Source organism: Leptospira adleri (genome assembly GCF_002811985.1).
Taxonomy (GTDB): Bacteria; Spirochaetota; Leptospiria; order Leptospirales; family Leptospiraceae; genus Leptospira; species Leptospira adleri.
Genome location: NZ_NPDU01000021.1, coordinates 42,924 through 67,500, shown reverse-complemented (window position 1 = coordinate 67,500; position 24,577 = coordinate 42,924). Strand labels below are relative to the sequence as shown.

The window sequence follows — 24,577 nt, the reverse complement described above, 5'->3', positions numbered from 1 at the left end:
CCGAGATTCCCGCACTTTTGACCGCGCCTCATCGATTTACCGTTGAAGAAAAAATGGAAAAAATCCTCGCCTCTCTCCGTGAAAAAAAGGAAGTCACTTTCTTGGAATTATTCGAGAAGGAACATCCGGAAAAAGCAGAAATCGTTGCCACTTTTCTGGCATTGCTGGAACTAAGTAAGCAGAGGATTCTGCGCGCAAAGCAACATAAGCTTTTCGGTGAAATCCGTTTATTTCTGATAGAGGCACAGTGGAACGGGACAGAGCAACACTCAAAGGATTGATTGAAGCATTACTTTTTGTTTCCGGTGAACCTTTAAAATTGGCGAGCGTTGCCAAGTCGGCTGGAATCGAAAAGACGGAAGCAAGAGAAATTCTAGACGAACTCGTTTTGGATTATTCCGAAAAAAACGGCGGATTCCTTTTGAAAGAAATAGGCGGAGCGTATCAGTTCGTTACCAACGAAAACTTCTCCGAAATCCTGGGAAACATCTTCAAAGAAAAAAGAAGGGAACAACTTTCCCGTTCCAGTTTGGATACTCTTGCGATCATAGCTTACAAACAACCGATCACACTTCCTGAGATCGACGAGATCCGAGGCGTTTCTTCTCGGGCAATGGTAACTTCTCTCATTTCCAAAAAACTCGTCAAACCGATCGGCAACAAGGAAGTTCCGGGGCGACCGGCGCTCTATGGAACTACGAAAGAATTCTTGATTCATTTTGGATTGAATAAACTATCGGATCTTCCGGCTCCCGTGGAAGTCAAAGAGCTGAAATTCGAAAACCTGGATGATCTACTCGAAAATGAGTGAACTGGATCAAAAACTAAAAACCTTTCGGGATCAGATCGATTCCCTAGATAAAGAAATCGTAAAGGCAATTCAAGCCAGGGCGGAATTTGCGTCCAAGATCGGAGAAATCAAAAAAGAAAGAAACGAACCCGTCTTTCGTCCCGATCGAGAAAAAGAAGTTTATGAAAAGGTAAAGTCCTTGAGTGAAGGTCCGCTTCCGGATAAGGTACTTGTCGCGATTTATCGAGAGATCATGTCGGGTTCGATATCCGTCGAAAAAGGATTGGAAGTCGGATATCTCGGACCTGCGGGATCTTTTTCCAACCAAGCGGTGCGGACCCGTTTCGGCGCTTCGATTAAGGCTCTCGAATTCAATTCGATCCCGGACGTTTTTCGCGCTGTGGAAACCGATAAGATCGACTACGGAGTCGTTCCGGTCGAAAACTCGAGCGAGGGTCTCGTCAATTCCACGCTCGATCAGTTTTTGGTTTCGGATCTTCTCATCTACTCGGAACACTATTTAAGAATCAGCATCAGCCTTCTCGGATTCGAACACGATCTTTCCAAGATCAAAACCCTCTACGGAATCAAGATCGCAAATTCTCAGTGTAAGAATTGGATCGCGGCAAATCTGCCTCACGTGGAAATCGTGGAAACTTCTTCCACTGCGAAAGCCGCGCAGATCGTCGCAGAAAAAAAAGAAGGATGCGCCGCGATTGCATCTTCCATCGCTGCGGAAATCTACGGACTGAGTTTGATCCGGGAATCCATCGAGGACCTCGCGGACAACACGACTCGCTTTTTAATCATAGGAAAGAATCAGTGCCCTCCTACCGGAAACGACAAAACTTCCGTCGTCTTCTCCTGTCCCGATAAACCCGGCGCTCTGTATCGCGTCTTAAAACCTTTCTTCGATCACCAGTTGAACCTTACAAAGATAGAATCCAGGCCGACGAGAAGAAACTCCTGGGAATATAATTTTTTCATCGATTTTAACGGTCATCAAAAGGACGAATCGATCCAAAAGGTTCTTTCCAGTCTGAAGGAAAATACGATCTTCTTAAGGGTGCTCGGCTCCTATCCGATGTCTCCTCAAATCCTGTGAAAACAGAATATTCTAATATTCTAATTTATGGACTGGGGCTGATGGGCGCCTCTCTGTCTCTGGCTCTCAAAAAAAGGGGGATCGGCTCCCACGTGACCGGAGTGGTAAGTTCTCTCAAGAGCAAGAGGTTGGGAGAATTTTTGAAGTCCGCAGATACGGTTCTGACGAGCGAAGAATTTCATTCTTTCAAACAATGGAAAGATTATGATTTTATCATATTCGGAGTTCCGGTCGATCTTACAGTGAAGTTGATCGCGGAACTTCCGCTCGATTTCGACGGGGTTTTGACGGACCTCGGATCGACAAAAAAGGAAATCATACAGGCGGTGGAAGCCCGATTTCAGAATTCCCATAATTATGTTTCCTCGCATCCTATGTGCGGATCGGAAGAATCAGGACTCGAGTCGGCCAACGTTTCTCTCTATGAAGGAAGGCTTTGCATTCTTACTTCTCCGAAAAACGCAAAGCCTGAAATCAAGGAAAGGCTGGAATCTTTTTGGAAGTCGATCGGAATGGACGTGATCGAAATTCCCGCGGTCGAACACGATTCGATCCTTTCTTATCTATCACATTCTCCTCATATACTTTCTTCCATCATGGCGGATTGGGCGGCCAATCAAAAGATCGTAAAACATTACACGGATCTCTCTCCGATTCCTCTCAACGGAGGAGGTTTTAGAGACATGACAAGAATCGCGGGATCCAATCCGAAGATGTGGGCGGCCATTTTTAATTCCAACCAGGACGAGATCTATCGTTCTCTTTCGGATTTTCGCGATCGTCTCGATATTATATTAGAAAAATTGAATCCAAAGAACACTCTGAATCCGCAGGAATGGGAAAAGTTTATGGAAACCTCCCGCAAATCCAGAGATTATATTTTGAAGAACCAGGATGATTCCAAGAAACACTAAACTCAAGTCCAAGGAAATACGAGTTCCCGGAGACAAGTCGCTTTCCCATCGTTCCGTTTTGTTCGCCGCCCTTTCCAAAGGGAAGTCGAAAGTCACGGGTTTTTTGGAGGCAGAAGACCCTTTGAACACGATGTCTGCGTTCACAAAACTCGGATTAAAATCGCAAAAGATCAAACCGGGAGAATACGAATTCGAAAGTCCCGGAAAAGACAAACTCGTTTCGCCTAACGTGGAATTGGATTTTGGAAACGCGGGGACGGGAATCCGTCTGTCTGCCGGACTCATCTGCGGACTTCCCGGAGTCAATGCGGTTTTAACCGGAGACGATTCCTTAAAAAAACGTCCTATGGGAAGAATCATCAAACCTCTCACTGCGATGGGGGCTTCCATCGTCGGACTTGGTGAAAAGGAAACAGCGCCGCTCCAAATTCAAGGGAAAAAGCTCGCTTCCTTCCGATACGAAAGTCCGATCGCGAGCGCTCAGATTAAATCCTGTTTGATGTTAGCTGCGATGGCTTCCGAAACGGAATTGGAATATTCAGAAAACATACTATCTCGCGATCATACCGAAAATATGTTTCGGTTTCTCGGAAATAAGATCGAATACTTCTCTCCTCTTCATTTTAAAATTTCTCCTCCGTATTCTTTGAACGGCGGTGAATTCAAGGTGCCGGGAGATATTTCCTCGGCCGCATTCTTTCTGGTGCTCGGAGTTTTGGCAAAAGAAGGGAATCTTTTGATTCAAAACATCGGACTCAATCCGGCGAGAACCGGGATTCTAACCGCGCTTAAACTGATGGGCGCCAAAATCGAAATCGAAAACGAAAGGATCGAATGCGGAGAACCCGTGGGAGATCTGAAAACCTATCCATCTACTTTAAAGAAAACGAATATTCCGGAAGAGTTGATTCCGTCGATCATCGACGAGATTCCGATTCTTTCCGTTGCCGGCCTTTTTGCGGAAGGCGGTTTCGAAATCCGTCACGCCGAAGAATTGCGAGCCAAAGAATCCGATCGAATCCATACGATGGTTTCCAATTTCCGAACGCTCGGAATCGAAGTGGAGGAATTTTCAGACGGCTACGCGTTAGACGGAACTTCAAAGAAGTCGAATGAAATCTGGGATTCTTTGTCTTCCGGGAAAAAAATCCCCATTCTTTCTTATATGGATCATAGAATCGCCATGAGTTTTCTGATCTTAAAGGCCCTTTCCGGTTTCGAATTGGAAATCGATGAAACTTCCTGGATCGAAACTTCTTTTCCGGGTTTCGAAACTTTGTTAAAGGATTGTCTGTATGAATGAGAACGTGATCGCGCTTGACGGGCCGGCCGGTTCGGGCAAAAGCACCGTAGCGAGACAAATCGCGGAGAAGATCGGATTCAACTACTTGGATACGGGGGCTTTTTATCGCGCTCTTACGCTTTTTTTACATCGCCTTTACGAAAAGACGCCTAACGCAGTGGAATTCTCCGAATGGGTGAAAACGAAAGAAGCCGAGTCCACGATCGGAGACGCTCATGTTCTCTGCGAATTCTCCTCAGGAAACGAAAATCGAATTTTGTTAAACGGAGAAGACGTTTCTCTTGCGATTCGAACGCCCGAAGTTACGAGGGAAATCAAACACATCGCGAACAAAAGGATCTATCGTGATTTTGTGAACAAGGAACTCCATTCTCTCGCGAAACTTCACAAACTTCTGATGGATGGAAGGGATATAGGGACCGAAGTTTTTCCGGATGCAAAATTTAAATTCTACTTAACTGCTTCTTCCAAAGTTCGAGCCGAAAGAAGAACTCTTCAATTGAAAGAGCAGGGAATTTCCGCGGACCCGAACGAGATAGAAAAAGAAATCATCCTCCGAGATAAATCGGATATGGAAAGGGATATCGCGCCACTCTATCAGGCAAAGGACGCAATCCTGATTGACACTGATATACTCTCCAAAAATAGTGTAATTAGCAAGATCCTCGAGATTCTGGATCGATGACCCCCGACATCCAGCGGATCCCAGACTACCATTTTAGCCGAGTAACCTACGCCCCATGACAAACAAGGAAGAGAAGTCCACTTTTGCAGAAGTATTCAAACAGTGGGAACAATCAATACACGAAGAACCGGAACTCCGGAAAGATCAAGTCGTTGAAGGAAAAATCGTCTCAGTAGACAACGACTACGTTTATGTGGCAATCGAAGGTCTCAAACAAGAAGGCCGTATTCCAAGAGGAGATTTCGATGAAACTCCGGAACGCGGAAATTATGTCTCTGCAATCGTAAAAAGAAAGGAATCCCAGGATTCCGGATGTATTCTTTCTAAGAAAGAAGCCGACCAAAGAAAAGGTTGGGAAATCGTCAAAGAAGCCTTTAAAAACAGCTATCAAGTTACCGGCCGTTTGGTGAATGAAATCAAAGGCAAAGGTTATATCGTAAACGTGGAAGGAGTGGATCTTTTTCTTCCCGCTTCTCAACTCAGCTATAAATTCAAAGAAGGCGAAACCTTCAAAAACAAGGAACTTGAGTTTAAGATCATCGAACTCAACGACCGCACTCGTTCCGGGGTAGTCTCCAGAAAAAAACTTCTGGATGAAGTGAACGAGGAAAAATGGGACGCTCTTCTTCTCAAACTCAAAGTCGGCGACAAGGTAACTTCCACCGTAAGCAAGATCGCATCTTTCGGAGTTTTCTGCGAAGTCGACGGAGTTACGGGTCTTCTTCGTCAAAGAGATATCTCTTACAAAAAATACGCACCGTTTAAACAATACTTTCAGATCGGTCAGGAAGTGGAACTTGTAGTTCTCGAACTCGACAAGGAAAACAACAAACTCGCGTTAGGTCTGAAACAACTCTACGAAGATCCTTGGGTCTGGGCTGAACGTTCTTTGGAAAAAGAAATGGTCATCCGCGGTACCGTAACTTCTCTTACGAAGTTCGGAGCGTTCGTAGAATTGAAGGAAGGTCTGGAAGGTCTGATTCACACGTCGGAACTTGCGTGGGCTAAAAAACCTCCTCAACCGAAAGACATCTTAAAAAAAGGTCAAGAAGTAGAAGCTCTGGTTTTGGACATCGATTTCAAAAACAGAAGACTTTCCTTAGGGCTGAAACAACTTCAACCGAATCCTTGGGATCAGCTCGGTCCTGAAATCCGCAGAGGAAACGTTCTCGAAGGCGTGATCACCGGCATCACAAAATACGGAGCTTTCGTAGAAGTTGAAAACGGAATCGAAGGTTTGATTCATATCAGCGATATCACTTGGGACGAAAAAGCTTCCAACCCGACTTCACAATTGAAGAAAGGCGATACCGTTAAATACATGATCCTCGACGTAAACTTGGACGCGCAGAGAATCTCCTGCGGTCTGAAACAACTCCTGGAAAATCCATACGAAATTTTCCGCAACGAACATCCGATCGGAACGATCGTAGAAGGAAAGATCAAGTCCATCAAAGAATTCGGAATTTTCGTGGAAGTGGCTCCCGGAATCGAAGGACTGGTTCATATCTCCGAAGTTCCAAACGGAAGGGAAACGAACATTCTGGAAGTTTACAAACCGGATGAAATCGTTAAAACCGCAGTCATCAAAGTGGACGTGAAGAATAAGAAAATTTCTTTATCCATCAAGGATTTCGACAAGGCTCTGGAAAGAGAAGAAATGTCCAAATACCTCAAAACTTCGGATACTCCTTCTCGTGAAAGTTTAGGAAGTTTCCTAAACACTTCGCTGAGATAAGAATCCAAAGTTAAGGACTGAAAGGATGAAACGATACGAAGTCGGTCAGACCGCAAAAGAAGTCAAAGTCGATCCTTACGCCGATTTTCAAGGCAGCAAGATCGAGTTGGCTCTGATTAAATTTTTCAGATCCATTGCGACTCATATCAAGGAAGTTCTGATCGGAGCAGGGGTGATTCTTGCAATCGTCCTTGCGGTCGTCACTTACGTTCAATACCAAGAGTCCCAATTCGAAAAAGGAACCATCGCGCTCGAAACTCTGGATAAAAAATTTCGTCTCAACCCTGCGATCGATTTGAAAGAGAAGATCCAGGCTTACGAAGAAGTTTCTTCACAATATTCTTCTAAAAAACTCGAACTCAGACTTGCAAAAATCCTTTCCGATCTTTATGCGAGAAACGGAGAATTTCAAAAGGCCGCCGACAAATTAGAATGGGCCGGTAAGAAGATCGACGAGCCGACGGAAGTAAAGGCGTATTACTTCTATCTGGCGGGAAATCTTCGTGAAAGAGAAGGGAATCTTGTTTCGGCTGAAACAAACTACGCAACCGCGGCCAATCTTCTTGCGAACACAAGAGAAGCAAACGGCTTCTTAGCTTGGAGTTTGTATCAAACCGGAAGATTGCAGGCGAAGAACGGTAAAAAAGCGGAGGCCATTCAATCCTTGAAGAAGGTTCTGGATCAGGATATCAAAACTCCAGCTTCCGATTACAATACCGTAAAACAATACGCAACTTTTCTACTCGTTCAACTCAACCAGAAAGGCTAATGCTTACACTGGCCCTGCCAAAAGGAAGACTCGCTACGGAGAGCATCGATCTGATGATCTCCAAAGGCTGGCTTTCCTCCAAACCGGATCCCGATTCCAAAGAACTGATATACAATGATCCTATGGGAAGAATCCGGATTCTTCTTGTGCGTTCGCAAGACGTGGCGACTTACGTCGAGCAATGCGCGGCGGACGCCGGAATCAGCGGCTGGGACGTCTTGAAAGAAGGCGGTTACGATCTCGCAACACCGCTGGATCTAAAAATCGGGAAATGCAGACTTTCTCTTGCCGCGCCTGAAGGATTTACATTGGAAGCGCGTCACCGAAAGATCCGCGTAGCTACGAAATATCCGAACCTTGCGAGAGAATTCTTCTTTCATAAGGGTTTGTCCTGCGAGATTTTCAAACTCTACGGGAGTATCGAGTTAGCGCCGTTGGTCGGTCTTTCCGATTGTATCGTGGATCTGGTTTCCACGGGCGGAACTTTAAAGGCCAACGGACTCAAGGAATTGGACATAATTTTAGAATCTTCCGCTCGACTCGTTTTCAATCGTTCTTCTCTTTACGGTAAAAGGAAGGAAGCTGTGGAGTTCATGGATTCTCTTTCAAATCTATAGAATTCAATTTGCAAGAGATCAATTCTCGGTTTGTCATTATCCGAGCTTGAGGAGCTCCGATCCGGACGGCTTTTTAGAATCGGATTCGATTTAAGGCGAAAAGGCCTTCATTCTTATCGATTCCACGAAATAATGGTTGAGGAATACCAGCCTCAAAAAATTATAGTTTAACAATTCATTTTCCCAAGAGGAAATCAATGGCAGTTCCCAAAAGACGCAAATCGAAATCAAAAGTAAGGACAAAACGGGCCCATCATGCCATCGGAAAACCAAATTTGGTTCCTTGTCCTAATTGTAATTCTTACAGACTTCCTCACAGAATCTGCCCAACTTGCGGATTCTATAAAACCGGAATCGTTTTAGAGCCGAAAGTCAAGAAGGCAAAAGAAGATAACTAACTCCTATGATGTGGGTCGCCGTCGATGTAATGAGCGGCGATTACGGGCCGGAGAAGATCATTGAAGGCTCCGTAAATGCCGTTAACCAGGATGGGGCTCACGTCGTCCTGGTCGGCAGAGAAGAAGAGATTGGGGAGATCCTCCTCAAGTTCGATTACGATACAACCAAAGTAAAAATCCAGCACGCTTCGGAAATCATCGACATGAACGATTCTCCGTCGATCGCCGTGCGCACACTTCAGGATTCTTCCGTCGTCCAAGCTACACAACTTGTTGCGGACAAAACCTGCGTCGGAATGTTTTCCCCCGGTAATACCGGGGCGACTATGGCTTCCGCGCTTTTATATTTGGGAAGAGTTCCCGGAGTTTTACGCCCTCCGATCGCCGCGCCGATTCCGCAAGAGAACGGTCCGCCGATGCTTCTCTTGGACGCGGGCGCTAACGTGGATTGCAAACCCGATTATCTTGCTCAGTTCGCCGTGATGGGTGAAATCTATTCTAAACTTATATTCAATATCTCTAATCCGAAAGTCGGAATTCTTTCCAACGGAGAAGAGGATAAAAAAGGGAACACTGTTTCTCTAAAGGCCTTCGAGATGATCAAAAAACTTCCGTTGAATTTCGTGGGCAACGTGGAAGGAAGGGATCTCTACGGAAGCGGAAAGGACGTGGACGTTGTCGTATGCGACGGTTTTACCGGAAACATCGTTCTCAAAGCGACGGAAGGTCTTTCCAAGTCCATCTTCAACGTATTGAGGGAAAGTATCAAACAATCCAGTCTTGCGCAAACGGGGGCTTTGTTGCTCAAGCCGACCTTTGCCGCGATCAAAAAACGTCTCGACTATGCGGAATACGGCGGAGCGCTTTTGTTGGGCGTGGACGGGGTTTGTCTGATCGGACATGGATCGTCTAACGCGCTCGCGGTTCAAAGCGCGATCCGAGTCGTGAACGAATGTGCAAAGCACCAAATCAACGATCGAATCGCAACCGATATCAAAAAATATAATATCTGATTCGAAAAAGAATCAAAAAAAAGAACGCTGCTTGTAGAGAATGTAAGACCCTTTAAGCAGGATTGAATCTTATGTTTGATGTGCAGAGATTGGCCAATTTTGCCCTTTCCGAAATTGAAAAATTCTCCAAAGAACACCCGAACGAAACTTTCTATACGTTTGCGATCGATTCCAGCCTGCTTTGTCTGAATTCGATCGAACATTTCGAAAAGTCCTTGAAAGAATTCGCATCCACAACTCCGCGATACTATGATTCTCCCGATCAGATTCGTAAATTGCGAGAAAGTCCGTCGTCATGGGCTTACAACGGCTTTGTCTGTTTTCGCACTTTAAACGACGCTGCAAAGAACGCTTCGGAATCGGGTCCCTTCGACGAAAATCTTTACGAAGAGCATTGCGGCCTGGACAAAGAAGAGCAAAAAGAAAGCGCTTACGCCGTGGCGATGGACGAGGTATTGGATATCCTAAAAAAAAAGGACGCCTTTCGAGTTCTCAAAAAGATAAGCGATTTTAGAATTTTGAGCGTTACTCACCCTGATTGAAAGGTTTCGCTTCTGCTTCTCGCTAAAATGAAGATTACATTTTGAAACAATCGCGGGAGCGATTTTACGATTCAATTCCAAGAATTTTCGGGAAGTCCTCCGACTAAAAAAGATTCTTACTAGTAAATGAGAAGATCCTCTGGGATCGATTTTTCGCAGAAGGATCTTTTGTCGTACTTCCGACAAGAGTTTCGAGAGGGGAATTCTACTTGGAAGAATTCGTTTTTTCTGATAGGGAAAGTCTTCCGGGGTTTCCGCCGTCGAAACTCAAGGATTTGCTCCCGAGGAGTCGCTCATCCACCCCTCCACCCAAGAAGCTCGGCGCGTAGAGCTCCTATGGGTCGCTATGCAGGGTGGGGCGCGCGAGTTTTACGGGGGAGCGTCGGAACTCCGACGGATCCCTATAGGATTTAGGCAACTTGCGGATAAGAAAATCTTTTCGAGAAGATATCTTGTAAATCTTTGGATTCTTTTTCGACAATTTCTTTGAACGTCCTATGATAGGCAGTCTCTTAAGTAAATAAATTTCGAAACTTCAATTCTGACGGAACGGTTTTAAGCCGGAATATTATAACTTATTCATGGATCTTGTCGAGGATTGGCTCATTGATCCGACGCGGATTTTGATTTTTTCGCGATACTGTGAGACAGGATTTGAAATTGCCGCGATAAAACGCTTAGCTAAACTTTCTAAAACTTCCTTTCTCGGATATCGCCTTGATTCTTAAATGCGCGAACGTGTGAGAAGAAATCATATTTTTTGAGGATCTCGGAAATTTTTAAAAATGAAAAAATGCCATTATCGGAATTTTTCTCGGTATGATTTCAGTCGAAGCGAAGTATTTTACAGATTGCACTGAATCCCTTTTCATACTATGGAATTTCATATTGAGATCGTTAATAGCAAATCATCAAGTCTAACGTTTTAAAAAGAACATCTCCTTGATTCGATTTTAAGAAAACTTCCCGAAATTTTAAAACAAGCGGACTTCAAGTTCGATTGCAAGAATTTTTTCGATTGGATTAATTTGCAGGAAGAATAAAAGCAACTATTTTGTGGACGATTGATAACAAACTCGGAAGATTTATCAATTTCGATTTCACGGCATATTTGAATTATCCGAGTTTAAGGATATTAGAAAATTGGAATGAACTTTTTTAAAATAAAAAGATCAAAAAATAAGTTTGTCATTTGTAGAATGAAAGGAATTCAATTAACTTATCGGCGGCCTTATGTTTGACGTTCCTAAACTCGCAGAATTTGCCCTTTCTGAAATCGAGAAATTTTCAAAGAAACAAACCGAGGAAACCTTCTACTCATTTGCGATCGACGCAAGTTTGCTTTGTCTCAATTCTCTCGAATCATTTAAGAGTTATCTAAAAGAATATTCCGCCAAATATCCAAAACAATACGATACGGATGAAAAAATCGAAAAAAGCAAATACAACCCTGGGGATTGGGCTTACCAAGGTTTTGCAAGTTTCCGCAATTTGAATCTGGAAGACGAAGAAGGTTTTCGAAACGGTCCTTTTGACGATGATTTGTATGATGAGCATTACGAAGCGGACGACGAAACTCAGAAGAACGCTGCCTATGCGAAAGCGATGAACGAAATTCTCGAAATCCTAAAAAGTAAAGACGCTTTTCGTCATCTAAAGAAAACTTCCGACTTTAGAATCATGAGAGTCGAACACGACTATTGAATGTATGAGCCAAAAATCAAAAGAGGGACAAAACGAAGTGCCGAAAAATAACCGAAAAATAATAGGCTTAGATTTAATTTTTCTCGTCCTCACTTATTTGATCGGAATTTCCATGAATCGTTTTTTGGGAATTGCGGGTGATCCTGAAAACCCGGAAAAATTGAATCCTTATATCCATCTTCCTCTCGTGATTTCTACCATTTCGCTTATTTACTTTGCGTCCATAGACGGACTTCTGCTTTTGGATAAGAAGGTCGATCGAAGAATTCTTATTTTTTCCGGCGTTTTTATCTTTCTGGTTCTTGTTTTGGAAGCGCTCGCGATTTCAAATTGGTTTTTATTCTTTTTCAGGATGTTTTGGAAAACGACAGCGGAATTAGAAGCGGATCGTCTTAACGGCATGGAAAGAATGAGATCCGAAGTGCAACAAATTATTTCCGGTGGTTTGTTTATCTTTGCAGTTGGAAAGATGATCGTTAGAGTGATCTGGAATTCTTTTTGGGTGAAGGCCATTCTTTTTTCGACTCACGCGGGTTTGATCAGAAAATCGGATTCTCTTTAAAGACCGTTTTTGATCTGTGAAATGTCCTCGCAGAAGTCGCTTCGATTTCCGTATGAACTAATAAAAGATCGACTCGATCTTCGAAGAAACGAACATTCCCGCGCGTTAAAGAATATACAATGAAATGATTATGAAGATAAGACTCCCGAAAATATATTCTATTCTTTTTGCTTCAAGGCTGTCGATCCTAACGCTCGGAGCTTTTGGCTTTGTATGTAAGTCAGGAAGCCCGTCAGAACCCGGAAGTATAGCGAAACCATTGATCGAAAGACATCGCTGTCTTGATATGATTCGTTCTTTGAAAGAGTCCGATTACGCGAACGTGAAAGAAAACTCCGATCGGAATCAAGTCGAAATTGAGAAAAGGAGAATCCTGGATTTTATGAAAACGGAATGGAAATATACGGAGAAGGTTCTTCCGGAGAATCAATTTGTTCGATACGAGGTTTCCATTGTAGACGGTTTTTACTGCGCGATCGCGGATAGAAAACTGAAAGTAAATGCGGAAGATCCATCGCTCCAATGCGGGATCGAATACGTTTTTAAATCGAATCCTTTTGAATATCTTACGGTTAACAGATACGCTCCTCATTGTCCGCCGGAATCGTAGATGTCGATGCGATAAGCAAAAGAAGCGCAGATTCTTCTTTGAATTGAATTCTTTAGTTCAAAGTTTTTTCTCAAGAATCGAAGAACTCGCCGGGCAAAGAGAGACAAATTCTTCCGTCCTTTTGATTTCTTCCGGAAGAGAATCTCTTTCGACTTCCCGATATCCTAATTTTAGAAAGAATTCCTTCGCTGTCGTCGTTAAGAGGAATAGTGTTTCGATTGGAAGTAGTCGAGCTAGATCTTCTATTCTTCGCACCGGCTGTGTTCCCAATCCTTTTTTTTGAAAATCCTCAACCACCGCCAAGGAACGCAACAAGGCAAATTTACCCGGTAATTCCAAACCGATGGCCGCCTTGAGTTCGGATTCATTTCCAAAACCGATAAAAAGATTTAGATCCTGATTTTTAAGGTCTTCTACGGGAAGGCCTTTGTCTTGAGGAAGATCCAAAACGTTCTGAAAAGAAGGATGAAAGAAAAAGCCGAGTGTCGGCATGGAGAATTCTTTTTAAAAATTCGGAATTCTCAAAGTAAGATCGTTGACATCTTTATCGTATAATTACGATAAAGAATATGGCGATCAAAAATAGGTCTAAGTTTGCAAGAGATAAGAGGAGATTGGCGGATTTCTCTAAGTCTTTGGCGCATCCGGCTCGATTGGCGATTCTACAGACGATTGCCGAAAAAAAAGAATGTATCTGCGGCGAAATCGTAGAAGTTCTTCCTCTCGCGCAGGCGACCGTTTCGCAACATCTCAAAGAACTCAAAGAGATCGGGTTGATCAAGGGAGAGATCGAAGGGAACAAATCCTGTTATTGTATCGATTGGACCCGATTGAAGCAATTCCAGGAAGAATTGAATTCTTTTTTCCAAAATCTTAATCAATTAAAAAAATCACAAAGCGAGAATTGTTGCTCATGAAAAAGCCGAACATACTTGTTCTTTGCACGGGTAATAGTTGCAGGAGTCAAATCGCCGAAGGATGGTTGCGACATTTTTTGGGCGATCGCGCGTCGATTTTTAGCGCGGGAATTACAACGCATGGAGTCAATCCTAGAGCGATTCAAACGATGAAAGAGGTCGGCATCGATATTTCGAATCATTCTTCCAATCATATCAACGAATACAAGGACGTTGACTTCGATTATATTCTCACGGTTTGCGATCATGCAAGAGAGAACTGTCCTTATTTTCCTTCGAGAGCTCGGAGGTTTCATCAGAATTTTCCGGACCCTGCAAAAGCTATCGGCACTGAAACGGAAATCATGAAAGAATTCAGAAAGGTTCGCGAAATGATCCGAGTCTATTGTCAAAACTGGATCGAAGAGCTGAAGTTAAGTTCCGGTGAGGAGAGAGCTTAAGATTAACATGACAACTATATCAAAATTATTTAATAGAGAATGTCAGTGTATCACTATCGAAAAGGAAACTCTCGATAAGAGTTTTCTACAAAAAATTAAAAACTCCATGAGCGCTGAGAATTCGGATCTCGCTTCTTTGACTGACCGTTTTTTCGCTTCGAGCGCTTCCTTTTTAGATCCGAGCGATTTTCGCAAGATCGAAAGGACCATTCAGGTAATTCAGAAAATTCTTAACAATGAAATCGTGAGAGACGAAATTCTTAAAGAATTTCCTGAGAACTTAAGAGGACGTTTTTCCAGAGGCGGCGTTTTTCTGAGTTTCGATTTTCATCTTGCAAAAGAGGGTCCGAAGTTAATCGAAATCAACACGAACGCGGGCGGGGCTTTTTTGCAGACCAAACTCGTGGAAGCACAAAAGGAATGCTGCCCCGAAGTAAGGGAAGCGCTTGCGAGTCCGGAGGAAATTTTAAAGATCGAGGATCGTTTTTTTGATTCTTTTCTCGAAGAATGGAAATCTGCCGCTAAAGAAGGAGTTCCTACTTTTATCGCGATCGTCGATAAGAGTCCGAAAGATCAGTTTTTATTTCCTTAGTTTCTTTTGTTTCGAGAGATGTTTTTATCGAGAGGAATTTCTTGCGAGATTGTCGATCCGGAACTTCTAAACTTAGAGGAAAACGGCTTTCTTACTTTTGAAGGAAAGAAGGTGGATCTTATTTATAATCGCCTCACTGATTTTTATCTTTCGGATTTGCAGAATCAAAAAATTAGAACTTCTTGGGAATTGGAGAGAACTGTCGTAACTCCGAATCCTCTTGATTACGAACTCTACGCGAAAAAAACGAATTTGATTCTTTGGAAAAACGAGGAGTTCCTACGACATGCAGGCGTGGAAGAATCCGACCTAAACGTTTTGGCAAATTCAATTCCGATTACCGGAATCGTAAAAAAAGAAAATGCAGAGACGCTCTGGAAGGATCGAAAAAAATTCTTTTTCAAACCTGCATCCGGCGGTTATGGAAGCAAGGCCGCTTACAGAGGCGAGAAACTTACCAAAGCGAAGTTCGAAGAAATTTTGGAGGGAGAAAATATCTTTCAAGAGATCGTTCTTCCGTCTGAAAGGATTCTTCTCAAGGACGGCGAAAAAGTTCCTTATAAGATGGATCTGAGAACTTATGTGTTTCGGGAGGAGATCCTACTTTTAGCGGCTCGCTTGTATCAAGGTCAAACGACGAATTTTAGAACCCCGGGCGGAGGTTTTTCACCCGTTTACATTCTCGGTTTTGATTCGTCCTTCGAGTAAACTCACAAAGGAAAGGTTTTCGGTTTTCTGCATCTATTTTTTTGGAAAAGAACCCTTTCGACAAAACGACTTTGGCTCTTTATAAAAGACCTTCTCGAATCAAAGAAAAGTGTGAGTTCCTACTTTTTCAACTGACAGAGGACTTTGTCGAATCAAAGAAAAGTATGAGTTCCTACTTTTTCAACTGACAGAGGACTTTGTCAAATCAGAGAAAAGTATGAGTTCCTACTTTTTCAACTGACAGAGGACTTTGTCGAATCAAAGAAAAGTATGAGTTCCTACTTTTTTCCGATTTCACCGAAGGATGATTCCTTTGCAAAAAACTATTCTCCGGATAAAAACACAAAAGCAGAACGTCCGTTCTGTCTTACGGTCTTAAAAGCGGGAAAACTCCCTTGACCCGGTATTCGACCGAAATACTTTAGCCGCAGAGCACCCGAAAGGAAAGAATTATGATCGATTTAAAAGGTAAAAACGCTGTTATCACCGGATCCGCGCGCGGAATCGGAAAATCCACAGCCCTCGTCCTTGCAAAAGCAGGAGCCAATATTGTTATCGCAGACCTCAATGAAGAATCCAGCAAGGCAACTGCGGAAGAAATCGCAAAACAAACCGGTGTAAAAGCCATCGGAGTGGGGACCAACGTAGCGGATTCCGAATCAGCGGCAAATGCCATCAAAGCTTGTGTGGAAGAATTCGGTTCCGTAGATATTCTCGTAAACAACGCGGGAATTACCAAAGACACTCTTCTCATGAGAATGAAAAAAGAACAGTGGGATGCGGTGATCGCGGTAAACCTAACCGGAACTTACAACTGCACTCAAGCCGCGGTGAAATATATGATGAAGAATCCGAACGGCGGATCCATCATCAATCTTTCTTCGATTGCCGGCGTAAACGGCAACATCGGACAAACCAACTACTCGGCTTCCAAAGCGGGCGTGATCGGTTTTACAAAAGCGGTAGCTCTGGAAATGGCGTCTCGCAAGGTTCGTTGTAACGCGATCGCTCCGGGTTTTATCGCGACGGAAATGACCGACGCTATTCCCGAAAAGATCCGACATGCAATGGTCGCGGCGATTCCTCTGAAAAGAGCCGGACTTCCGGAAGATATCGCGAATACCATCGCATTCCTAGCGTCCGACATCTCATCTTTTATTACGGGTCAAGTAATAGAAGTGAACGGTGGAGGATTTCTTCCCGGCGTTACCGAATAATTATTTTCGAAAGATTCTTCCATTCCGAAACGGAGTGGAAGAATTTTCAATTTTCCTTATTTCCTTTAATTCGTTCGAAAAAAAGAATTCTCCCTCGATTCTTCCAAGCTCATCCTATTTAAATTTTTCTTTTCACTTTTTTAGATTTTTTTTTTCGGAATCAAATCGCAGAGAAGGAACGGTTTTCATTCTAAAAGGATTCTAATGAGACAATCTCTTATCAAAAACGAGTTTTTCTCTTCGTTAGAATCGACGTGCGGAATGACTCGAGGACTTCTCTGAAAATCATCGTTCATCATTCTTAAAGATCGCGTTCGTTCCGAAATGAGACGGCTTTTATGAGTTCTTTTCCGCAAAGCAGAAGATCGTTTCTGAATGATAAAAATCGAATTGAAAAACAAAAACTTGGGAACAATTTGAGGGAGTTTTTTTCTGAAAAAAAGTATATTGGCTTGCCAAATATTTTCGGAATTAAATCTATAAAATTCGGTGGATTTTATATCCACCTGACTAAATCTAACAAAAAATCATCATACCACAAAATGTGGTACGGAGGAAACAATGGCAGACTTTGAAAAAGTTAAATCTATCATCGTAGAACAACTTGGAGTGGATGAATCTGAAGTTACACCTGAGGCTCACTTCATAGACGACCTCGGTGCAGATTCTCTGGACACAGTTGAATTGGTAATGGCTCTCGAAGAAGAATTCGGAATCGAAATCTCTGACGAAGACGCTGAGAAAATTCAAACTGTTGGTGACGTAACAAAGTTCATCGACAACCTCAAGTCCTAATCGTTTGAGACTTTCCGGGTTCTTCACGGAACTCGGAATTCTTTTTTCCTTCCTTTGATCTTTAAAAAATCAAAAACTCTTTCTCCTCACAAAAACCCCGAGCGGGTCAAAACTCTACAGAAACTTTCCAAAAAGATCAGTGTCAAATTTTCCAATCTGGAATTTTATAATACCGCATTCATTCATAGTTCTTATAAAAATGAGAATCCGGAGATTTCGGAGGACAACGAACGTCTCGAATTCCTCGGAGATTCCGTTCTTGGTCTTGTGGCCGCGCGTTATCTTTTCCAAAACTATCCCAAAGCGAGCGAAGGCGAATTGTCCCGGATTAAATCGAGAATCGTCTCTACGCCCATTCTAAACACAATCTCGGAGAAGCTGGGTCTTTCGGAATACCTCTTGTTGGGCAAAGGAGAAGCAAGTTCTCAGGGAAAGGGAAGGCGTAAACTTTCGGCGAACCTTTTCGAGTCCTTGGTCGGAGCGATCTATTTGGATCTCGGATTCGAGGCTTCCGAAAAATTCATATTGAAACACCTAATAGAATTTGCGGAAAATCCGGAAAAAGAAGAATCTGTCAGAGACTACAAAACTCAACTCCAAGAATATTCGCAGAAGAATTTTAAGGTTCTTCCCGTTTACCGAATGAAAGGAGAATCGGGTCCCGATCACGCGAAAGTTTTTCAAGTTTCCGTTCGGATCCGAGATCAATGGGAAGCGAGCGGAAGCGGAGTGAGTAAAAAAGCCGCGGAACAAAACGCGGCTAAAGAACTTTACAATCGGATTAGGAGAGGGTCTTAAAAGAAAACGTCCCTCGCCAAATCAAGATTCAACGAATGAAAGGACGACAATCATACACTATGGATTTTTTCTTTAAAAAGAAAGGAATGCGAGTTAGAGTCGCGGCTCTTATATTCAATTCCCAAAACGAAATCCTTCTCATTCAACAAAAGAAAAAAGATTCTTACTATTGGCTTTTGCCGGGCGGCGGTATCGAATTCGGTGAAAGCGCGGAAGACGCTCTTCGGAGAGAATTGAAAGAAGAACTTTCTCTCGAAATGAAATCCGCGGCTTTCCTTCTTTTGAACGAATCCATCGAACCCGGCGGTAAAAGACATCTCATTCAACTCGTATTTTTAGTGAACGTAAAAAAAGAAGTTCCGGAACTCAATCTCAATGAAAAGGCGATCACCGGTTTCGGATATTTCAGTCCGGCCGCAGTTCGGGAAATGGATCTAAGACCCGATATCAAAACTTTTCTTTTGGAAGGGGATTTGAGTCCGGCGCCCTTTATCAAAAGCACCTGGGTATCTGAAAAAAAATGAGTCATATCGAAACCATTCCTGTAAACACGGAACACAAATCTGTTTCAGTGCAGCTTCATACGGACCTTACGGGTTTATCCGAAGAGATCGCAAAACTTCCCGGAGTCACTTCGATTTTCCTGATCACAGAAAGATCGATTCATTCCATCTATGCGAAGTATTTGGAAAAAGAACTTTCCTCTCTTGGTATTCGTTTTCAAGAGATTTACATCAAAGGCGGAGAGAAGACAAAGCATATCGGAAAGACCGGCGACGTCTACAACCAGCTCATCAAACACGGCGCCGATCGTAAGTCGTTGATTCTTGCTTTCGGAGGAGGAGTTGTCGGAGACTTTGCGGGCTTTATCGCTTCGACCTATTTAAGAGGAATTCGTTTTGTTCAGATTCCCACAACTCTTCTCGCTTGCGTGGATTCTTCCGTGGGCGGCAAGGTCGCAGTGAACGCAGATCTTGGTAAGAATATGATCGGTTCCTTTTATCAGCCTGAATTTGTTTTCGCTCCATTGTTCGCTCTTTCCACACTTCCGGATCGGGAATGGAGATGCGGCCAAGCAGAGATCATCAAACATTCCCTTCTTTCCGGCGGAGAATACTGGGAAAAGATAAAACAACATTCATTCCAAGATTTGAATGTGGATTCCGGTATTCTTCCCTATTTGATCGCGGAATCCGTTCGCTTCAAGGCTTCCGTAGTCTCCAGCGACGAGAAGGAAACGGGTCTTCGAAAAATTCTAAACTTGGGACATACGACGGCGCACGCTATCGAATCCGTTACGAAATACAAAAAATATTCGCACGGAGAAGCGGTCGCGATCGGACTTGTGACCGCGCTTCTGATCAGCGAGGAAAAATCCGGTCTGGATCCGACTACCACTAAGGAAACGATCGAATCTTTGAAGAATTACGGACTTCCGTATCAGACAAAATTGAAATCGAAAGAACTCGCCAAACACATGCTTCACGATAAAAAGAACGTAGGCGGTTCTATTCGTTTTGTGCTTCTGGAAAAACCGGGTTCTCCCGTTTACGATGTTCCGGTCGATTCCCGCGATATCATCCTGAACATTCGAAAACAAAAAGGTCTTTGATGAATTTCGAAGTCGATTTTTTCAAGTCCATCAATCCTTTGATCCTTCTCAAGATGAAGGAAAGAAGTTTAGCGGAAGAGCTGATTCTTATCGTCTATTTTATTCTCTTTTTGATACTTTTTTACAGAGTGATTCTTTTCGTTTTGGATTTTTTCCGCCCGACCGTGGACGTCACCGCGCGTTACAATCGAAGAAAGATGGCGCGAATGTCCTTCGTCATCCTAGGTTTGATCACTCTTCTTCCAGTGGTATTTTCCGGACTTTCCTACCTGCCCACGGTAATGGGACTTGCGGGCGCGGGGATCGTCATCTCTCTGAAAGACATCACTCTGAATTACGTAGGTTGGTTTTTTATCCACGGAAGCAACGGTTTCGAGGTGGGAGATCGGATCGAAATCGAAGGCGTCCGGGGAGACGTGATCAATATCGGAATGAACCGTTTTACTCTGATGGAAATTTCCGCGGACCCCAAGTCGGACCAATCCACAAACCGTCTCGTTCATTTTCCGAATCACTACGTCATCCTAAAACCGATCGTAGTCGTTAAGGACAAGATGAATTACGTCTGGGACGAAATGAGAATTAAAATTCCATACGATTCCGATTTTGAAAAAGCGGAAGAATTGCTCAACGGCATCATTCAAAACAACGCGATCATCGATCAGGAAGAAATCGATTATACTCTGCAGGAACTTTCTAAAAATTATCTGGTTCGCCTAGGAAAGACCACGCCGATCGTTTATCTTTCTCTCGAAGAGGGCGGGATTCTTTTTTCTCTCCGTTATCTGACTCATGTTCGGGAAAGAAGGGATATGAAAACGAGAATCGCTCATACGATTCTGAAAGAGTTCAAACTGTTCCCGGGTATTCGAATTTTATAATATTCTTTCCCGCCTCCGGAACTGTTTCGATAATATAAACACAGATCAATGTTTAGAACCAGATTTAAAAAAGAGATCGTCGCGGAATTTCTGCCTCCGAAACGAAAAACAAAAATACAAAGACTCATTCTCCTTTGCGATGGAATGCCTTCGATCCCGAAGAAGCAGGATCTTATGGAATTTCTTTCCTCCAAAGGTTACTGGGTGATTTATCCCAGATATCGCGGAGCTTGGGAAAGCGACGGAGAATTTTTGAAAAAATCCCCTCACTTGGATATCAAGGATATCATCGATGAGATTTCGATCGGCAATAAGATCCGCGAAAATTCTTTTTATAAAACCTTCGATCTGAAGCCCGAGGAAATTTTTGTGATCGGCGGAAGTTTCGGAGGTGCGACCGCGATTCTTTCCTCTTTGGATTCTCGAATAAAAAAGGTGATCGCAAATTGTCCCGTTGTCGATTGGAAGATCCTAAAGGAAGAACAATCCGCCGAAACCGCAAATCCGAACTACGTTTCTTTTTTGAAGGAAACGTTTGGAAACGCGTATCGACTTTCTGAAAAAAATTGGAAAAAACTTTATGACGGAAAATTTTTCAATCCGGCTTTTTATGCGGACGAATTGGATCCGAATAAAATCCGCATGTTTCACGCCGCGGACGATCCTTACGTATCCGCGAACGTTGTGAAAGACTTTGCGGATCGGACAAAGATCGAACTCAAACTTCTCAAACGCGGAGGCCATCTGAGTACGGATCGAACCGTGAGAAAGTATTGGGATGAGATTCACCGCTTTTTTATCTCAAAATAGAAACATATCTTTCGATCGCCTTTTGTTTTATGATTTCAATTTTATCATCGATTCGTTTATCTAAACGAACGGCTGTCGGGAAGTTACAAAAATGAAACGAAAAATCGTCGGAATATTCTTAAATCTAATCTTTCCCCCGTTCGGTTTTTATTATCTCAGAGACCGTTTTTTGTTTTGGATTTTTTACGGATACTCGTTGTTTGCGGGTCTGCTTGTTTCCGTTTTTACTTACATTCTTTTTGAGAATCGCTCTGGAAAAGCCGCGTTATTCTTTCTTATCATTTGTCTCTTGTCGAATTGGGGAATTCTTATCTTTGCGACGCTTGCAAGCGAAGCGAAAACAAAAACATCGGCTTTTCGACGTTTCCCTTCACCGTATTGGTTTTTGCCGGTGAGCGTTCTTTTTCTTTTGTTTTTCGGAATCGCCGTCGACGAACTCCTGAAGGATAGAATTTTAAAAGGGAAGGTGCAACTTTCCTCCGGAATGGTCCCGAGTATAAACGTAAACGATACCTTCTATATTACGGAATTGTTTTATAAGAAGGAACTGAAGCGGGGCGATATAGTCGCTTATCAAAATGAAAAAGCGGGTCGTCAATCTCTCGGCCGGATCGTAGGTCTTCCCGGAGAAACGATTTTGATAAGCGAAGAGATCACTTCGGACGGCTTTTCCGTCACGAGAATTTTTGTGAACGGAGAAAAAGTCCCGCAGGAACGATCGGATAAAAAGGCGACGAACTTTCATTCCGGTTTGGACGCTCAAGAAAGGATCGTTCTTCTAGAGGCTCTCGGCGATCGTCTCGTTCCCGTCTTGGAATCAAAATCCGATTCGGGAATCGTTCTTTTTCCTAAGGTCAAGCTTGCGGAGGACGAGCTTTTTCTTTTAGGGGACAATCGAGACGGTTCTATAGATTCTCGTATGCTCGGGCCGGTTGGTTTTGATCGGTTGATCGGAAAGTTCGCCTTTACCTATTTGTCCTCGAATCAGGATCGAGTTCCGTCCAAGATCTGTAACGGGGATTCTGATTATTTTTGTACTATAAAAAGATTTTATAAAATTATAATATTGGGAAATGTTCGTTGGGGTTATTTAGGTTTTGACAACTCTCGGTGAAAGAAATGATTTAGAGCTTTGTCCTAGGATTTAAAAAAAGTAGGAACTCATACTTTTTAGAATCTCACAAAACGGTTCAAAACCTCCAAAAAAAGCCGCAATGGGCCGTGATTTGCGGGAACTCCCGCTTTTTGAAGAATTTTCGGGTTCTAAACATGCCCGTCGGTTTTTCGAGGGATTCTTAGCTCCCTAAAGACTTTGATTTTGATGAGCTAAATTGGAAAATAAAACGGAATTGTAGGAATTCCCACAAATTAGAATTTAAAAAAAGAATTGCAAACGGACCTAAAGTCCGTTTGCGATAGATTACGGAAAATTCCGTCTTTACCGGATTCTTACAAAAGGAACGTTAGACGAAATGGAACGCTTGCCTATTGGAGAGAATTTCGAAATCACAAAATTAACCTCTCGATCTTCGGCGCAAAGATTGAACCCGCGGATTCTTCCGGATCAATGAATCTTATAGATCTGTAAAAAATCCACGCTTCGTACGCTCGTGCCCGGAGCGCCGGAAAGAATTACGACCTTGTCTCCCGGAAAAAGAAACTCATCTTCTTTGAGTTTTTGATTCATATAGGCGATCATATCTTCGAGCCTCGTGAAAAACGGCATCACGAACGGAATCACTCCTCTGTAGAGTTTCATCTTTCTTGCGGTCGTTGCGAACGGAGTAAAGGAGTAGATCGGAACTTTCGGTCTCATCTCGGAAGTGATCAGAGCGGAATAACCGCTTCTCGTAAAGTTCACGATCGCTTTTGCGTGAATTCCGTGCGCGATTTCTCTCGCGGCGTTTCCGAGCGCGGTTCTTTCCGATTCCAAAAACGTCTTCTTGATGTTCCAATGAATCTCATAGATATGATCGATGGTTTCCGTTTCCTGTATGATCTTCGACATAATCTCCACCGATTCAACGGGATAGTGTCCGCTCGCGGATTCCGCGGATAACATCACTGCGTCCGTTCCGTCCATCACCGCGTTTGCTACGTCGCTTGCTTCGGCGCGAGTCGGTCTCGGATTTTCGATCATCGATTCCAACATCTGAGTCGCTGTGATCACAGGTTTTCCGGCCTGGTTGAGTTTGTAGATCAATTCTTTTTGAAGAATCGGAACCTTCTCCGTTTCGATTTCGACTCCGAGATCACCTCTCGCGATCATGATTCCGTCGGCGCGTTCGATGATCTCGTCGATGTTTCCGATCGCTTCGGGTCTTTCTATCTTCGCGATCAGTCCCGTATATGTTCCCTGCAAAAGAGATCTTGCCAGTTCCAGATCGGCGCCGGTTCTCACGAAGCTAAGAGCAACGTAGTCGACTCCCAAGGAAAGCGCGAACTTCAGATCTTCTATATCCTTCTCCGATAAGGCAGGCGCGGAGATCGGAGTTCCCGGAAGATTGATCCCTTTGTTGCTCCAGAGAATTCCTCCCACGACGACTTTTAACATCGCAGAATCGGAAGTTTTGGAAATGACTTTGAGAACGAGCTTCCCGTCGTCTATGAGAATCTTATCGCCTTCTTTGATGTCTTGAATCAGATTCGGATAAGTGCAGCCGATCGTTCCCTCGTCGCCGGGAAGTTCCGCGTCCGGAACGATTTTGATTTCCTGGTCCTTATGGAGTAGAATGGAGTTTAACTTTAATTTCCCGGTTCTTATTTTCGGACCTTGCAGATCCGCCATGATACCGAGAGGAAAACCGGAGATTTGCTCACATTTTCGAAGAGTCTCGTAAACTCTTTTGTGGGAATCGTGAGTTCCGTGTGAAAAATTCATCCGTGCAATGTCCATTCCGGCTTTGAGAATGGAAAAAATAGACTCTTCCGAAGAGGAAGCGGGGCCGATTGTGCAAACGATTTTGGTTTTTTTCCCGTTTAGGGTTTTCATGAACGGCAATTTTAAAGAAATGCCTTCCGTTGTTCCAGCGAATATTTCCTCTTTACGAACGGAAA

Annotated in this window: 30 protein-coding genes (1 of these 30 running past the window's edge); 28 read left to right on the top strand and 2 right to left on the bottom strand. The window is 43.4% G+C overall.

All coding sequences use genetic code 11. The features are described 5' to 3' along the window. From CH376_RS10080 to CH376_RS10010, 15 genes are all read left to right on the top strand, one after another. On the top strand, positions 1-281 hold the end of the coding sequence (locus CH376_RS10080) for a segregation and condensation protein A (RefSeq protein ID WP_100785939.1). 505 nt of this gene lie to the left of the window's left edge; 281 of the gene's 786 nt are visible here — the last part of the coding sequence; its start codon lies off the left edge, out of view; the stop codon is at positions 279-281. Then, complete coding sequence (scpB, locus tag CH376_RS10075) at positions 248-811, top strand: SMC-Scp complex subunit ScpB (RefSeq protein WP_100785940.1); 564 nt, start codon at positions 248-250, stop codon at positions 809-811. The genes CH376_RS10080 and scpB overlap by 34 nt, the downstream gene beginning before the upstream one ends. Continuing rightward, entirely contained in the window at positions 804-1,895 is a 1,092-nt protein-coding gene (gene pheA, locus CH376_RS10070; protein ID WP_100786023.1) for a prephenate dehydratase, read from the top strand. Before scpB ends, pheA begins: the two co-directional genes overlap by 8 nt. Further along, complete coding sequence (locus CH376_RS10065) at positions 1,892-2,809, top strand: prephenate dehydrogenase (protein ID WP_100785941.1); 918 nt, start codon at positions 1,892-1,894, stop codon at positions 2,807-2,809. The genes pheA and CH376_RS10065 overlap by 4 nt, the downstream gene beginning before the upstream one ends. Continuing rightward, positions 2,790-4,112 carry a 3-phosphoshikimate 1-carboxyvinyltransferase gene (gene aroA, locus CH376_RS10060; protein WP_100785942.1) on the top strand — a complete coding sequence of 441 codons (1,323 nt, stop codon included), beginning with the start codon at positions 2,790-2,792 and terminating at the stop codon, positions 4,110-4,112. The genes CH376_RS10065 and aroA overlap by 20 nt, the downstream gene beginning before the upstream one ends. Beyond that, positions 4,105-4,797 carry a (d)CMP kinase gene (gene cmk, locus CH376_RS10055; protein WP_100785943.1) on the top strand — a complete coding sequence of 231 codons (693 nt, stop codon included), beginning with the start codon at positions 4,105-4,107 and terminating at the stop codon, positions 4,795-4,797. Before aroA ends, cmk begins: the two co-directional genes overlap by 8 nt. A 55-nt stretch (positions 4,798-4,852) precedes the next feature. Then, complete coding sequence (locus tag CH376_RS10050; protein ID WP_100785944.1) at positions 4,853-6,535, top strand: 30S ribosomal protein S1; 1,683 nt, start codon at positions 4,853-4,855, stop codon at positions 6,533-6,535. 25 nt (positions 6,536-6,560) lie between these two features. Beyond that, positions 6,561-7,304 carry a YfgM family protein gene (locus tag CH376_RS10045; protein ID WP_100785945.1) on the top strand — a complete coding sequence of 248 codons (744 nt, stop codon included), beginning with the start codon at positions 6,561-6,563 and terminating at the stop codon, positions 7,302-7,304. Beyond that, the gene (gene hisG / locus CH376_RS10040) at positions 7,304-7,921 is read left to right on the top strand and encodes an ATP phosphoribosyltransferase (protein WP_100785946.1); all 618 of its coding nucleotides are present in this window, start codon (positions 7,304-7,306) and stop codon (positions 7,919-7,921) included. Before CH376_RS10045 ends, hisG begins: the two co-directional genes overlap by 1 nt. A 197-nt stretch (positions 7,922-8,118) precedes the next feature. Continuing rightward, positions 8,119-8,319 (top strand): 50S ribosomal protein L32, encoded by a 201-nt coding sequence (gene rpmF / locus CH376_RS10035; RefSeq protein ID WP_069606605.1) that lies wholly within the window; start codon positions 8,119-8,121, stop codon positions 8,317-8,319. A gap of 5 nt (positions 8,320-8,324) precedes the next feature. After that, positions 8,325-9,332 (top strand): phosphate acyltransferase PlsX, encoded by a 1,008-nt coding sequence (plsX, locus tag CH376_RS10030; RefSeq protein WP_100785947.1) that lies wholly within the window; start codon positions 8,325-8,327, stop codon positions 9,330-9,332. 71 nt (positions 9,333-9,403) lie between these two features. Continuing rightward, on the top strand, positions 9,404-9,874 hold the full coding sequence (locus CH376_RS10025) for a DUF4303 domain-containing protein (protein ID WP_100785948.1): 471 nt from the start codon (positions 9,404-9,406) through the stop codon (positions 9,872-9,874). A 1,233-nt stretch (positions 9,875-11,107) separates the two neighbouring features. Further along, positions 11,108-11,578 (top strand): DUF4303 domain-containing protein, encoded by a 471-nt coding sequence (locus CH376_RS10020; protein ID WP_100785949.1) that lies wholly within the window; start codon positions 11,108-11,110, stop codon positions 11,576-11,578. A gap of 112 nt (positions 11,579-11,690) precedes the next feature. Next, positions 11,691-12,140 (top strand): hypothetical protein, encoded by a 450-nt coding sequence (locus tag CH376_RS10015; RefSeq protein WP_125231942.1) that lies wholly within the window; start codon positions 11,691-11,693, stop codon positions 12,138-12,140. 130 nt (positions 12,141-12,270) lie between these two features. Beyond that, complete coding sequence (locus CH376_RS10010; protein ID WP_125231943.1) at positions 12,271-12,750, top strand: hypothetical protein; 480 nt, start codon at positions 12,271-12,273, stop codon at positions 12,748-12,750. Positions 12,751-12,807: 57 nt separating this feature from the next. Here the strand turns inward: CH376_RS10010 and CH376_RS10005 are convergent, their stop codons facing one another. Then, a complete protein-coding gene (locus tag CH376_RS10005; RefSeq protein WP_100785952.1) occupies positions 12,808-13,242 on the bottom strand; it encodes a GNAT family N-acetyltransferase in 435 nt (144 codons plus the stop codon). 77 nt (positions 13,243-13,319) lie between these two features. Here CH376_RS10005 and CH376_RS10000 point away from each other — a divergent pair, with 77 nt between their 5' ends. The 13 genes from CH376_RS10000 (at position 13,320) to lepB (ending at position 22,634) form a co-directional block, all read left to right on the top strand. After that, the gene (locus CH376_RS10000) at positions 13,320-13,667 is read left to right on the top strand and encodes an ArsR/SmtB family transcription factor (protein ID WP_100785953.1); all 348 of its coding nucleotides are present in this window, start codon (positions 13,320-13,322) and stop codon (positions 13,665-13,667) included. Beyond that, positions 13,664-14,107 (top strand): arsenate reductase ArsC, encoded by a 444-nt coding sequence (locus CH376_RS09995; protein ID WP_100785954.1) that lies wholly within the window; start codon positions 13,664-13,666, stop codon positions 14,105-14,107. Before CH376_RS10000 ends, CH376_RS09995 begins: the two co-directional genes overlap by 4 nt. A 7-nt stretch (positions 14,108-14,114) precedes the next feature. Then, entirely contained in the window at positions 14,115-14,699 is a 585-nt protein-coding gene (locus CH376_RS24560) for a hypothetical protein (protein WP_243398250.1), read from the top strand. 111 nt (positions 14,700-14,810) lie between these two features. After that, the gene (locus tag CH376_RS24555; protein ID WP_243398248.1) at positions 14,811-15,407 is read left to right on the top strand and encodes a hypothetical protein; all 597 of its coding nucleotides are present in this window, start codon (positions 14,811-14,813) and stop codon (positions 15,405-15,407) included. Between the two features lie 270 nt (positions 15,408-15,677). Further along, positions 15,678-15,806, top strand: a complete 129-nt coding sequence (locus CH376_RS24735; protein ID WP_276328261.1) for a hypothetical protein — start codon at positions 15,678-15,680, stop codon at positions 15,804-15,806. 53 nt (positions 15,807-15,859) lie between these two features. Then, positions 15,860-16,624 carry a 3-oxoacyl-[acyl-carrier-protein] reductase gene (gene fabG, locus CH376_RS09985; RefSeq protein WP_100785956.1) on the top strand — a complete coding sequence of 255 codons (765 nt, stop codon included), beginning with the start codon at positions 15,860-15,862 and terminating at the stop codon, positions 16,622-16,624. Between the two features lie 561 nt (positions 16,625-17,185). Beyond that, positions 17,186-17,419, top strand: a complete 234-nt coding sequence (gene acpP, locus CH376_RS09970) for an acyl carrier protein (RefSeq protein ID WP_000753030.1) — start codon at positions 17,186-17,188, stop codon at positions 17,417-17,419. A gap of 54 nt (positions 17,420-17,473) precedes the next feature. Further along, positions 17,474-18,217 (top strand): ribonuclease III, encoded by a 744-nt coding sequence (gene rnc, locus CH376_RS09965; RefSeq protein WP_100785958.1) that lies wholly within the window; start codon positions 17,474-17,476, stop codon positions 18,215-18,217. A 59-nt stretch (positions 18,218-18,276) separates the two neighbouring features. Continuing rightward, a complete protein-coding gene (locus tag CH376_RS09960; RefSeq protein WP_100785959.1) occupies positions 18,277-18,741 on the top strand; it encodes an NUDIX hydrolase in 465 nt (154 codons plus the stop codon). Continuing rightward, entirely contained in the window at positions 18,738-19,829 is a 1,092-nt protein-coding gene (aroB, locus tag CH376_RS09955; RefSeq protein ID WP_100785960.1) for a 3-dehydroquinate synthase, read from the top strand. The genes CH376_RS09960 and aroB overlap by 4 nt, the downstream gene beginning before the upstream one ends. Next, positions 19,829-20,710 carry a mechanosensitive ion channel domain-containing protein gene (locus tag CH376_RS09950; protein ID WP_100785961.1) on the top strand — a complete coding sequence of 294 codons (882 nt, stop codon included), beginning with the start codon at positions 19,829-19,831 and terminating at the stop codon, positions 20,708-20,710. The genes aroB and CH376_RS09950 overlap by 1 nt, the downstream gene beginning before the upstream one ends. Before the next feature lie 48 nt (positions 20,711-20,758). Continuing rightward, on the top strand, positions 20,759-21,520 hold the full coding sequence (locus CH376_RS09945) for an alpha/beta hydrolase family protein (RefSeq protein ID WP_100785962.1): 762 nt from the start codon (positions 20,759-20,761) through the stop codon (positions 21,518-21,520). Between the two features lie 91 nt (positions 21,521-21,611). Further along, entirely contained in the window at positions 21,612-22,634 is a 1,023-nt protein-coding gene (gene lepB / locus CH376_RS09940) for a signal peptidase I (RefSeq protein WP_100785963.1), read from the top strand. A 450-nt stretch (positions 22,635-23,084) separates the two neighbouring features. On the opposite strand, the gene pyk is transcribed toward lepB, so the two are convergent. Next, complete coding sequence (gene pyk / locus CH376_RS09930) at positions 23,085-24,512, bottom strand: pyruvate kinase (RefSeq protein WP_100785965.1); 1,428 nt, start codon at positions 24,510-24,512, stop codon at positions 23,085-23,087. Positions 24,513-24,577 lie beyond the last annotated feature (65 nt).